The organism is Rhodococcus gordoniae, from assembly GCF_001646655.1.
In the GTDB taxonomy this organism is placed as follows: domain Bacteria; phylum Actinomycetota; class Actinomycetes; order Mycobacteriales; family Mycobacteriaceae; genus Rhodococcus; species Rhodococcus gordoniae.
The window spans coordinates 111404-124446 of sequence record NZ_LPZN01000017.1; the positions used below are offsets into that span (position 1 = coordinate 111404).

Annotated in this window: 8 protein-coding genes; 4 read left to right on the plus strand and 4 right to left on the minus strand. The window is 63.5% G+C overall.

All coding sequences use genetic code 11. The features are described from left to right. Positions 1 to 540: 540 nt before the first annotated feature. Complete coding sequence (locus tag A8G18_RS22765; protein ID WP_147290712.1) at positions 541 to 1176, minus strand: hypothetical protein; 636 nt, start codon at positions 1174 to 1176, stop codon at positions 541 to 543. Positions 1177 to 4517: 3341 nt separating this feature from the next. Here A8G18_RS22765 and A8G18_RS09775 point away from each other — a divergent pair. Genes A8G18_RS09775 through A8G18_RS09790 form a run of 4 tightly spaced genes read left to right on the plus strand, consistent with a single transcriptional unit; the run spans position 4518 to position 8800 of the window. Then, positions 4518 to 5228, plus strand: coding sequence for a ParA family protein (locus A8G18_RS09775; protein ID WP_026003342.1), 711 nt, complete (start codon positions 4518 to 4520; stop codon positions 5226 to 5228). Further along, positions 5228 to 6136, plus strand: a complete 909-nt coding sequence (locus A8G18_RS09780; protein WP_064063717.1) for a ParB/RepB/Spo0J family partition protein — start codon at positions 5228 to 5230, stop codon at positions 6134 to 6136. The genes A8G18_RS09775 and A8G18_RS09780 overlap by 1 nt, the downstream gene beginning before the upstream one ends. Positions 6137 to 6190: 54 nt before the next feature. Further along, entirely contained in the window at positions 6191 to 8005 is a 1815-nt protein-coding gene (locus tag A8G18_RS09785; RefSeq protein ID WP_064063718.1) for a hypothetical protein, read from the plus strand. Beyond that, the gene (locus A8G18_RS09790) at positions 8006 to 8800 is read left to right on the plus strand and encodes a hypothetical protein (protein WP_064063719.1); all 795 of its coding nucleotides are present in this window, start codon (positions 8006 to 8008) and stop codon (positions 8798 to 8800) included. It abuts the gene before it with no gap. Between the two features lie 301 nt (positions 8801 to 9101). Here the strand turns inward: A8G18_RS09790 and A8G18_RS09795 are convergent, their stop codons facing one another. The 3 genes from A8G18_RS09795 to A8G18_RS09805 all read right to left on the minus strand — a co-directional run bounded on the left by A8G18_RS09795 (position 9102) and on the right by A8G18_RS09805 (position 13038). Continuing rightward, on the minus strand, positions 9102 to 10247 hold the full coding sequence (locus tag A8G18_RS09795; protein WP_064063720.1) for an acyl-CoA dehydrogenase family protein: 1146 nt from the start codon (positions 10245 to 10247) through the stop codon (positions 9102 to 9104). A 137-nt stretch (positions 10248 to 10384) separates the two neighbouring features. Next, positions 10385 to 11464, minus strand: a complete 1080-nt coding sequence (locus A8G18_RS09800; RefSeq protein WP_064063721.1) for a YeiH family protein — start codon at positions 11462 to 11464, stop codon at positions 10385 to 10387. Beyond that, positions 11461 to 13038, minus strand: coding sequence for a long-chain-fatty-acid--CoA ligase (locus tag A8G18_RS09805; protein WP_064063722.1), 1578 nt, complete (start codon positions 13036 to 13038; stop codon positions 11461 to 11463). The genes A8G18_RS09800 and A8G18_RS09805 overlap by 4 nt, the downstream gene beginning before the upstream one ends. Between the last annotated feature and the right edge of the window lie 5 nt (positions 13039 to 13043).

The following is a 13043-nucleotide window of genomic DNA, read 5'->3' on the forward strand; positions in this document are numbered from 1 at the left end:
GCCCGATGGTGTGATCCGCCCCGTCTCGGCGCCTGTCGGTACCCGGCCGCGGTGAACCGTTCCGACCGCCCGCGAAGTCCGTCTTCGAGCATCGGGACGCGCAGGCCTTCTGCCGAGAAGCCCTACGGCACGCCGAGTGCGGCAGATAACCGGACCATGCTTCTTCTCCCCCGATTTCACCGAGAAACCTGAAACGCCGGTGCCCAAGGCATGATTCGCCGTTGAGTCCCGGGGCCGGTTTCCTCTCCGCATCCTCCCCGTCCGGAACCGCGAAAATAAATTCGAGCCGGTACGCGACAGAAGAGAGATCATGTGATGAAATTACTGCCAGCAATATAACCGGACCGAAGGAGATCGAACCTTACCGATCGCAAACAACTACATGACGCTCGCGCAGCACATGACGAAACCCCCTTGCGGGGGCTCGTCATTCGGTCGAACTTTGCCGAGATCGATCGGTACTCAGAACACCTAACGGCGTTAGTTTTCACCTTCGCCGCTAGGTGCCCTTATGGATCCGAAGTTGCCGCTTCGTCTCCGTCATGCGCTCTGACCAGGGATTTCCTTGCCGAGATCCCCAGCTCCCCGAAGGGACTTACCATGCCTGGTACGTCTCAGGGTACCCCATGCCCTGAACAGCAAACAACCTTTTCGACGACTTCCGGTGAGGAACCTCGTCGTCCCAAAGAAATATCGATTGCTTCCCCCCGCTTCGATGCCGAAGATATCGAATTCTCTGCCGCGATATCCCGCGCTGAAGAGAATATCCAGCGCGTCGAGAAAATGAATCAGGAAAGCGACCAACGTGGCCACACATGGTCCATTCCCGTGCCACCGTCGATGCAGTCCAAAACCCCCATTTGGTCGGGACGTATGCAATGGCAACGGCAGGTCCGCGAATTGCTCAACGAAGAGAAAGGCAGAAATGTCTGCCGACGCCATCACGCCGATCCCGAGCGGGTCTTTGCCGTCGCGGTAACGATGGCGTCCTTTGCGGACCTTCGCACGGGCCGCCGCGTGACGGCCTCCCGCGACGTGCTTGCAGACCGCGCGGGCGTGTCCGTTACTGTCCTCAAACGTGCTCGACGAGTCCTGTCCGACCTCGGCCTGGCCCGAGAGATGATCCGAGGACGATTTCTCCGCACGCTCGAGCAGTGGGCCGCTGAGGCTCACCACGGTCGTAGACAAGTCAAGGGCACCAGCGTCTGGTCGCTCATCTCCCCCAGGGCGGCCGTTCGGAGCCCCTGTGATGCCGGCCGGCCGGAGTCTTCGGCACGCTCCTGTCGCGCAGCGCTCTCCAGCACCGACGCACCGTCACCGCCCCGTTATCCCCAGACAAGCGATGGTGGCCCCCAATCTGTTGCTCTTTCTTTTGGTTCTTGTACTTCTGTTAAGAAGTACAAGACAACGCGCGCGAGCGCGCGCAGGAACAGAAATTCTCCGAAGGGACGGTCGCAGCCGCGCCCGATCGGCCTTCAGAAGGCCGCTGCAGCGCTAGTGGCCGCAACCCCTTGCCTGGAGGCAGCGGGGCATATCGGATCCGTCTGCGACGCACTCAGGGACCATTACGTCGATACAGAGCGGTGGAGTGGCCGCGATATTGCGACTGCGCTCAACGAGGACACTCGACGACGTGGATGGATCTGGCCGTCTCGAGGTTCCTTGAAGCATCCGGTTCGATACCTCCGCTGGCGACTTGCCGCTATCGACTGGTCGCTCCCCTCCCCCACCGAACGTGCGGAGGCCGCGAAACATCTCCGCGATGCCGAACGCCGCGCAACTGCCCGTGTGCTCGCTCACCGAAATGCCCAGACCGCTTCCGCGGGGACACGGCAGAGCGCCATGACACAAATTCGTGAGCTGCTGCAGGGGAAACGGTCGAAGGTCTCCGGATCGTAGTCGGCCTCACAAAGTCATATGGTGACACGGCCAGCAGAATCGGGAGTCGGTAGGCGCTCGCGTCACGCAGCGCAGGCTGTGTCCACAGAGACGGTTTACCGCGGTAAACCACATGAACTACAGGACCCTCAACATTGCCCTACTGCGGCACCGAATCTCGCCACATCGTCTATCGCTGGTTTACCGCGGTAAACCGCGACACGATGGAGTTGCTCGAGCCGCCGGTCGCTGCACGGAGTGGCCCTGTCGATAAGAAGCACCGGTCTCGGGCTTCCCCGCGACCGCTGGTTTACCGCGGTAAACCAGCGTAGGACAGTGTCCACTGGTCCGCTTCGGCCACTGAGCCGCGAACAATCGAAACCCACGCACCGTAGGTCGGCCCTCGGCCGAGGCTCCCCCGGCCTGCGCGTATCCATCGGTTTACCGCGGTAAACCGCGACACGATGGAGTTGCTCGAGCCGCCGGTCGCTGCACGGAGTGGCCCTGTCGATAAGAAGCACCGGTCCCGGGCTTCCCCGCGACCGCTGGTTTACCGCGGTAAACCGATCAATCCAGTCAGGGATCCCACCGTCTCAGCAACCGGAGTACACCTCGACGGGACGGTCCGAGAAGGTTGGATCGGCGCCTCATCCTGTCGTGCACCGGCTGCGGTTTACCGCGGTAAACCGCGCGTCGGACCCCGGTCGGGGGTCTCACTCGAACTGAACATGAGAACACTCCGTTCGGACACGCATTCGCTCCAGCGAAAGACTGTCCTCGCAAAGAGAGGGCATCGTGGGCGGAGATACTGCACTCAGTGGCCGGGAAGAGCGTTGAGGCACAGACACACGCCGGGGGCTGCGTATCGAGCACGTGGTGGGTTCGGAGTCGTCCATGAACGGTTGTGTCTATAGAGCGTTCTGCCCGTCGACGGTTTACCGCGGTAAACCGTCGACGGATCCTTCTCGTTATTGCCGGCGTATGGTCGGGGGCGGAGGGGTTCTCAGCAGGCGCAGACGGTGGCTCGGTTTACCGCGGTAAACCGCGCCACCGTCTGCGCCTGCTGGACTCGAACGGGCGACATTCCGCGGGATCCGCAGGTCGAATCGTGGGCAGGGCGGTACATGCGCCTATACCAAAGACGCGATTCGTTCGATCCTGGTTTACCGCGGTAAACCGCGGCATCTGTTGTACAGATCCGCGTAATAGGGGAGCGGACACGGCATCCTCGCGTCGGTGCTGGCCACGCCGATGACCAGACGGCCCCGCAGCAGTGGTCCGACAGCCCCGGGTGTCGATCGCGCCCAGATGGAAAGGGAGTGGGTTGCTATGAGGCGACCCCTCGATCCTCCGGTGCTCGGTGACGTCGACGCTCCGGTAACTCGTGTGTAAGTACAACAAGAATCCGTCGCTCTGCTCGAGCAACCTCGCGACATCCTGCCGTTCTGAGGCCCGGTTTACCGCGGTAAACAGTGCCTCAGAACGGCAGGATGTGTAAACGGTAAGAGGGAGGTGAAGCGTCACGCAACGCGCGAGAGCCCCGCCGCCCGGACTGGGGCTCGCAAGGATGTACTCGCCGGTGGATCCGGAAGTTCGGTCGCGTAGGGGAGGGGAGGGGCAGCCTCCGAAGTGCGGGAGCCAACGACCAGGGGAGAGAGGGATGCGGAGTGACCGCATCGAATCGCCCGTCCTTCGCTCGGTCGAATCGCAGTAGGTCTGCCGAAACCCGTCACGATACCGAAATGGTGGGCGATCGTGCGCGATGCGATGTCGCAGCAGGGGCGCGCCCCTGCAGAAGTACGCGTCGTATAACTTGGAGACGAATGTCGTGATCGAGCAAGACTCGGACGTGGGGTGGATCGGTGCGCGACGCGAACTCGGACGGGTATCCGATTCGGTGGTTTACCGCGGTAAACCACCGGCCGCTGGAGGATCTGGACCAGTACCGCTGAGCCAGCTCGCTCGCTCTGCGAAAGCAATCTCGGCAGGACGGAAACTCGGAGCCTCGTCCCTCCCCGTCATCGGTGTAACCTCCGCGTCGCTCAGGGGAATTCGAGACGCTGTGACTGCAGTTCTATATGAAAGAAACCCTCAAACATTTGATGTCACTGTGACGAAATGGGGGAGGGGGAGGGAGTGCATTTCGTCTCCTGCGGAAAGTGTCGCTTCATCCCGCGACGTCCCGGGGCATTCACGACACGCTGAAGCGGTCACAGATTCTCTGGCGTCGAACCCAGCCGGACGTAGGTCGGGGGAGTGCCCGCGTGTGTTCGTCGGCCTCGACCCGGCCGGGTTTCCATCCATGCGTCGACAGTCTCAGGGAGCCAACCGAATCGGGGACCGATAGACGCATCGGCTTGCGGCAGAACACCTTTCCGTAGATAACCTTTGGCGGTGTTGTAGGTGATACCGACACGGTCGGCAACCTCGTGCAAAGTCAGGTAGCGGAGCACATCTGAGATGATACGGCGAAAGGTTGTTCCGTAGACCTGTAAGGGTCTATTGTACGAGTTGCGCGCCTCATCGAACTGCATCAGCACCGATGCGGCGATGCGGGCGCAACCGTCATCTCCGCCAGAAGATGGCGAAGCGTAGTCCGAAGTAGCCCCACCGTGGGGTGAAGCATACGGAGGTAACCTATGGCTGTTCATGTCATGCTCAACCAAAAGGGTGGCGTCGGAAAATCCACCCTTACAATGAATCTCGCCGCAGTCAAAGCGGACGTTCTCACCGCCGGCGACGATGACGACGTCCAGTCCCCGGTAGCAGCGATCTCGGTGGACCCCCAGGGATCCGCCGTCTGGTGGGCCTCCCGCGTCCAGGAATTGCCGTTCCTGATCGACCAGGTTCACGACAATCTCGACGTGCTCCGCAATCTCGACAAACTTCCCGGTATCAAGCACGTCTATGTCGATACCCCGGGCTGGATCGATCTGTCCGGCGCCGACGACGGCACCGATGTGCTCGGGACCGGCAGCTCCGCCGACGCCCTACGCGCCGTCCTCGAAGTCGCCGATCTGGTCATCGTTCCCATCGAGCCCGAACCGCTCTGCTTCGACCCCACGGCTCGGACCATCAAGCAGGTCATCGAACCCCTCGGTAAGAAATTCATTGTCGTTGTGAACAACTGGGACCCCCGGGACGGCAAGGTCGACCTCGAACAGACACGAGAATTCGTCCAGGCCAACGGGTGGCCACTTGCGCGAACCGTCGTGCGGCACTACAAGGTTCACACTCGAGCCGCCGCGGAGGGCAGGGTCGTCACCGAGTACGAAGCCAACCGCGTCTCTCTGCAGGCCCGGGAGGATTTCTACAAGCTCAGTCTCGAGCTCGCGGACGGTGGTCGCTGATGGCGCCCAAGGGTGGGCGCGCAAACTTCGCCTCTTTGGTCGGAGCAGTAGGCGACAACTCTCCGGTAGACCGTAAGCGCACTCCCACACCGTACAAGGTTGTTGCCCGGCCCGTCGAAGGTCAACTGCTCGCTGATGTTCCCGTCGGCCGGCTCGTTGCCAACCCCAGAAACCCACGCGACGAACTCGGGGACCTGTCCGACCTGGCTACGATCGTCGACCGGCAACTGCAACCGGGAACCGTCGTCAGCCGCGCAGCCTGGCTGAAACTGTGGCCCGAAGACGAAGACGATATCGGCACTGCCGAGTACATCGTCGTCAACGGCAACCGTCGTCTCGCTGCCGCCCAGAAGTACGGGCGCCCCGGACTCGATGTCGTCCTGCGCGACAGCATCGCCACCGATAGAGGAGAGATTCTCTGGGCTGCAACAAGTGAGAACATCGACCGCCGTGACTTCGACGTCCTCGAAGAAGCCAAGGCCGTCGAGCTGATGGTCTCCGAGTTCGGCAGCGCCGACGCAGCAGCGAAGAAACTCGGCCGCTCCAAAGGCTGGGTGTCCCAGCGCCGCGCCCTGCTCAAACTCGCACCCGAACTTCAAGCAGCCCTGCGCGCAGGCGATCTCGCCGTTCGTCAAGCCCGGTCTCTGGCCCGAGTTCCGCTCGAGGAACAGGTCGCGGCATGGCAAGCGGCACAAAATTCTGAGCCGGAACCCGAAGTCGAGCCTGAGGCTTCGGATTCGGAGGAGCCACAGCCGAAAGAGCCTGCGAGCAAGCTCGAGCCGGTGGACAAGGTGGCTCAGGCACTCAAACGACTCGGCGCAGATCCGGATGTGCTTGCCGCGGCAGTGCGTAAGCACTTCACCGATGACGAGCGCCGCAAGCTCATCGATGCGCTCGAGCTCCGGTAGGCACGACTCGGAGACGGCGCCGGTGGATCGCAGAAGGACTGCAGTGGTGAGCCGATGAGCGGAATCGACGACCAGATCGCCCTTTTCGATCTCGATCCCGAATCCGAAGAGCCGACGGTCGAGGCACCTGTCTCCGAAGAACCGACGTCCGACACGCCCGATACGCCGCCGGAAGATCTGTCGGCCACCGACGCTGACACCGCCGCATCCGACGAGGATGTTGCCGCCGGCACCGACCAGGTGCCGGATCTTCCGGCCGAGTCTCGACCATGGGAGTCGCTACCTGTCACCGAGGATGCGGACGGTCACGCCATCATCGTCACCGCCGAAGCCACCTACACACCGTCGGGTGCCCGTCTGACCGGACCGGTCGACTCGATCGAGAAGCTGGACAAGCTGCTGCACTGGGCAGCATTGACTCCGCACGGACTCACTGCACAGGTGTGGTTCGTCGGGATCGACTCGTGCGCCCAGCTCGGTTGGACGATCGACCCCGGCAGTGAAGACGACGTCGACGACCTCGAACAACTCCGCCAACGCGCTGCGACCGAGCTGACCCACGCTATCGCTGCCACTCTGCCGCCTCTGATCGCTGCAGGTTGGGAACTGCGCGGCGATCCCGGCTACGTCATCCATCTCCTCCGCAAGGTCGGTAAAGCCACTCAGATGGTCGATCTCGTCCTCGAGCCCTACGTGTGGACCTACTGGAACAAGGACTTCGGCTGGGGTAACCGCGTCGGAGACATGGGCATCCTAGGCAACCCCGCTGCCGGTACCTACCTGCCCGACGACGACCGTCCCGCCGCCCGCGAACTCGGCCGCCGCCTGGCCTGGTCCGTCAAGCACCTCGACACCCTGCCGGGCCCGACCCCCGCCCGCACCGGTGCCGCCGTACTGGACAAGATCCGTCGCGAACGCCTCCGCACCGGCAAAGGCATCGTCGTCACGGCCGGCGGGCCCCTCCCACCGATCGCCGACGCCCCACGCGGGGACCTCGAACCGGCCGCCGGCTGGTCCCGTATCCCCGACGCCGACGACCTCGATGGTGCCTCCGCGCTGGTCACCATCGACCAGCGCGCCGCGTATCTGGCTTCGGCGGGCATGCTGTCGTTCGGCTACGGCCGGATCCGCAATCTCGTCGGTGACGATGCCGCAGCCGCCGCAGCAGTCGACAAGCCGGCTTTCGGCCTCTGGCGCGTGACTCTGCCCGCCGCAGCGCAATTCGGTCTACCGGAGAAGCTGCCGCTACCGCATCCGGCGATGCTCGACGACCGGCCGGTACAGACATGGATCACTACCGTCAGTCTCGACGGACTGTGCGCGCCCATCGCCGACGGGGGAATGGGGCTCGATGCCGACGACCTCGACGTCACCGAGGCCTGGGTCTACGAGGAACAAGGTCGCGCCCTGGACAAGTGGGCGAAAGTGTTGCGCGAGGCCCGCACGGTCGCCGTCGGCACCGGCGACGTTGCCATGAAACGTTTTCTCGGCGCCTGCTACAAGGGCTATGTCGGTCGGATGGTCAATCCGGACATGTGGACCGCGACTCGCATGCACCACCACCACCAGCCGTTGTGGCGAGCGGCGATCATGGCGCACTGCCGCTGGCGTGGCCGTCGCGTCGCGATGCGCATCGCCCGTGAGACCGGGCGCTGGCCGATCCGCACCATGACCGACTCCTGGGTGTATCTGGTGGGGGAGGGGCAGACCCTTGCCGACGACAGCGACGCGCTGGGCAAGATGACCCTGGAAAAGCACATCGATCTCACCGATGAGATGCTGCTGGCCTTCGCAGGAGCCGAGACCACCCACGAGGTTCGTCTGGCGATCGCCGCTGCCTACGGCACCGACACCGACAAGGGGGAGTAGATGGCGCTGCACCTCCCGAAACCCCGGTCGAAAGCGGTGCCGCAGAAAACTGTCGGTCTCGACGGCATGAAGGTCACCGTCGCCGCCGCGGCAGCCGCCGGTGTCGCCAAGGCACAGGAAACCAGCACAGGCCTGGCCGGCTTGACCTCGCGAGTCTCGGTCAGACAGATCCGCACCGAGATCGGCAACGAGGGACTGCGGCAGGCATCCATCGACGCCGGTCGCACTCCACCATCGGACCGAACGCTGCGCCGTTGGGTTCAGCAAGGCCGCATCCCCCATGCCGAGGTGGCCGAGTTGGCCCAGCGTCGCGCTGCCATCGCACGGCTCGGTGGAGTGAACAAGGTAGCGAGGAAGATCGGCCGCAGCCCCTCCTCGGTGCGTAAGTACATCTCCGGCAAGACCAACGAACTGCGCAACGACGCACGGTCGAAACTTAAGGACGTCAAGGCCAAGGACGTCATGGGTAAGGCCGGGGTCTTCAACCCCGACGGCACACCGAAGATTGCCACCATTCGCGTCACCGGCCGTGTCCATGTACGCAACGGTGATGAGGCCGGATACGACTACCGCACCCGCACACTGGACTTCGGCAACTCGGACGTCCCGTTCAGCGCCGTCGAATCGGAAGCGTTGGCGGCGGCGCTTGCCAACGACGACCAAGCCCGAGTCGTCGCCATCCTCGAACGCCACGCGACGATCGACTATCCCGAGAACAAAGGGTTCGACGTCTACAGTGACCAGTTCGGTTTCCACTTCGACGCAATCGACAGCATCGACGTCACCTGGCACTGACCGACGCTCTCGTTCCTGTTGCGGAATGAATGCAGGCGCGCAACCCGCTGACTCAGCGCTGGGGCTGTCCATATCGTCCAGCGGGTGTGATCCTGCTCGGCAGGCCGAATGTCAGCTCAGACGTTCGAGCACCATCACCATGCCCTGATCGCCACCGACGCACATCGTCTCGACACCGAACTGCTTGTCGTGGGTGCGCAGGTTGTTGATGGGCGTCGCCCTTGCGTGCTCGTCCGATCGGCGACCGTATGGCGGACACGATGACAGCTTCGGGCATGGTGTACTCCTGACAATAGCGGGGTCACAGGCCGAGGTCGCGGCCGATGAGTTCTTTCATGATCTCGTTGGATCCGGCCCAGATCTTGGTGACCCGGGCGTCTTTCCAGGCTCGGGCGACACGGTATTCGTTCATGAACCCGTAGCCGCCGTGCAACTGGACGCAGTGATCGAGCACGTCGTTCTGTATCTCGGCGGACCACCATTTGGTCTTGGCGGCGTCGACGGCAGTGAGGGTGCCGTCGACGTGCGCCACAATGGCCTGGTCGACGAAGGCCTGGGCGGCTTCGACCTTGGTGACCAGTTCGGCGAGCAGGAACTTGTTGTGCTGGAACGAGCCGATCGGCCGGCCGAAGGCGTTGCGGTCCTTGGTATAAGCGATCGTTTCACGCAGGATCTGGTCGACGTGGGCGATGTTGGAGACCGCGCAGCCCAGGCGTTCCTGGGGGAGGCGATCCATCATGTGTGTGAAACCGCGGTCCACCTCGCCGATCACAGCGCTCTCGTCGAGGCGCACGTTGTCGAAGAACAGTTCGGCAGTGTCGGATTCGGGTTGGCCCACCTTGTCGAGCTTGCGGCCGCGGGTGAAACCGGGGGTGCCGGTTTCGACTCCGAACAGAGTGATGCCGCGGGCGCCGGCGCCAGGGGTGGTGCGGGCGGCGACGACAACCAGATCGGCGGAACAACCATTGGTGATGAAAGCTTTCGATCCGTTGAGCACCCAGCCGTTACCATCTCGGACCGCGGTGGTCTTCAGATTCGCCAGGTCGGTGCCGCCGGAAGGTTCGGTCATGGCGATGGCCGTGAGGATTTCGCCGCTGCAGAAACCCGGCAGCCAACGGCGGCGTTGGTTCTCGGTGGTCAGTTCGGTCAGATACGGGGCGACGACGTCGATGTGGATACCCAGACACGACGACAGGGAGGCCGAGATCCGGGCGAACTCCTCGGTGATCACTGCGGTATATCGGTAGTCGGAAGCCTCCGATCCACCATATGTTTCGGGGATCCGCAGACCGAGGAAGCCGTGCTTGCCGGCTTCGATCCACACATCCCGAGGCACCGCCCGATCCTCGACGAAGTGTTCGGTGCGGGGCGAGACCTGGCGGTGCAGGAACTCACGGACCGACGACCGAAAAAGTTCGTGGTCGTGGTCGTAGAGGGTCCGATCCATGAGAAATCCTCCTTGCGGGAACCCCGTCGTGAAGTGAACAGAAGCGATGTGATGGCTGGGTCGACATGGGGCCGAGGGAGAGCCCGACGATCTCTCGCCGTACGACGCGCCATGCACCCGAGATTCGGTAGGACTGCTCAGGCCACGATCGCCACACCGAGAAGCGCAACAAGCAGCACCCACCCGGTGGCGGCGGCGGCGAGGATGAACGGCCGCGGACCGACCGAGCGCAGCAGACTCAGCCGGACTCCGATTCCGAGCCCGAACATCGCCGTGGTCAACAAGGCCGATTGAACGAGCGCGGCCTGGTCGACGACGACGTCGGGGAGCAGCCCCGACGACCGGACTGCCACCAATGCGAGGAACCCGAGGACGAAGACCGGGACCAGCGGCGGTCGCGTGCCGACCGTCGCGCCGTTCGTTCCCTTCTCGCGGCAACGGCGTCGCTGCACGAGCCCGAAATAAGCCATGGCCGGGGCCAGCATCAGCACACGCGCAAGCTTGACCACAGTGGCCACGGCAAGTGCACTGCCGCCGATCACACCGCCGGCGGCGACCACCTGCGCGACCTCATGGATCGAACCGCCGGCGAGGATTCCGGCCTGTAGATCGTTCATCCCCATGATGTGTGCCAGCAGCGGGATACCGGGGATCATCGCAGTGCCGAAGACGACGACGAGCGCGATGGACGTGAGGGTCTCCTCGTCCTTCGCGTCGACCACACCGTCGGCGGCGGCCACAGCAGCCGCACCGCAGATCGAGAATCCGCACGCGATGAGGACTCGTTGAGTCCACGACAAGCCGAGGAGCCTGCCCAGGTACATCGTTCCCGTGATGCCGAGCGTGACGATCGCGATGACGACACCGATGACACCCCACCCCAGTTCGATGATGTCGCTGAACATCAATTGGAGTCCGAGGACAGCGATGCCGAGACGGAGCAATCGTTTGGTCGAGAATTCCACCCCGGGCCGGATCCACGCGGGCAACGAGACCAGATTGGCTGCCAGCGCCCCGAGGACGATGGCGATCAGCATCGGGTTCACGGCCGGTATCAGACCACCGAGCAACAGCGCGGTCCCGGCGCCGGCGACGCACAGCGCGATCCCAGCGGTCAGAGCGATAGCTCGGGAATGCGCGCGCGGCGTAGTCTCGGGCGTCGTGTCGGACTGTGCGGCGACGGGCAATTCCGGTGTCACGTGCAGATCGCCGATCATCCCCGAACACCTTGCAGTTGGGGTTCTGCTGCGGCGAGTTCGCGCTTGAGGATCTTGCCTGTGGCGGTCGTCGGCAGGATAGTGGTGAATTCGATTGCTCGCGGATATTTGTAGGCCGCCATCTGGTCTCGGCACCAGACGATCAATTCTTCTTCGGTGATCTGCGCACCGGGTTCGAGGATGACGAAGGCCTTGACCTCTTCACCGTGGGTGGGGTGGGGGACCCCGACCACCGCAGCGAGCGAGACCGCATCGTGGGTGATCAGTACTTCTTCGATCTCGCGGGGGTAGACGTTGAAGCCGCCACGGATGATCAGGTCCTTCGCTCGGTCGACGATGTAGTAGAAGCCGTCGGCGTCCCGCCGCGCGAGGTCGCCGGTGCGCAGCCAACCGTCCCGCATCACCTCGTCGGTGGCCTCGGGTCGCCCGAGATATCCGGACATGACGTTGTGGCCGCGCACCGCGAGTTCTCCAATGACGCCGGGATCGGTAAGGGTGTTCCAGCTCGCGTCGACGAGCCGAGCTTCCACACCCCACACCGGTACCCCGATCGATCCCGGTCGTGGATCCCGTTCCGGGTCACTGAACAGCGCCAACGGTGAGGTCTCGGACAACCCGTAACCTTCGAGGATCTGTACGCCGAATCGTTCGGAGAATCGGGTCAGAATCTCCACCGGAAGCGCTGCGCCGCCGGAGATCGCCCGGCGCATCGTCGCGGCGATCCGTTCGACGTCGACGTTCTCGTCCACCGCATTGAGCAGGCCCCAGTACATCGTCGGGACGCCGGCGAAGACGGTGACACCCTCAGCGGTCATCACGTCCAGCACAGCACGGGCGTCGAAGCGAGGCAGGAGCACCAAGGTGGCGCCGACCGACAATCCCGCATTCATCATCACGGTCTGTCCGAACGAATGGAACAGCGGAAGCGTGACCAGATAGGTGTCGTGGCGTACCGGGTTGCTGTCGAACAGTCGGTTGGCGGTGATCGCGTTCATCACCATGTTCGAGTGAGAGAGCTCGGCCCCCTTGGCTTTTCCAGTGGTTCCGCTGGTGTAGAGGATCACTGCGGTGTCCTGCGGCTCACGCACCGCCGACACGAACTCTGCCGGCAGGCCCGCCAGAGCTGCGTCGAGTCGTTGCACGCCGCCGGTTCCGGCATCACCGCCCTCGCCGACCACGAACAGCTCCCGGCACATCGGCGCCGATGCGAACGCGGTTCGCCCGCCCTCGCCGATCTGCAGGTCCGGTCCGCCTTCGAAGCAGAAGTAGGCCAGAGCGCCGGAATCGTCGAGATGGTAGGCGATCTCACGGCTCTTGAGCATGATGTTCAGCGGCACTACGACGGCCCCGGCTTTGAGGATGCCGTAGTAGACGATCGCGAATTCCGGCACGTTGGGAAACGACATGGCCACGGTGTCACCGGGCGTGATACCTCGCTCGACCAGCAGGTTCGCTACCTGGTTCGCGCGGGCGTCGAGTTCGCCGTAACTGATCCGGGTGTTTCCGATCACCACGGCATCGCGGTGCGGGTACCGGCGGGCGGAATCCTCCAGAAGAACGGACAGGTTGAGCATGATGG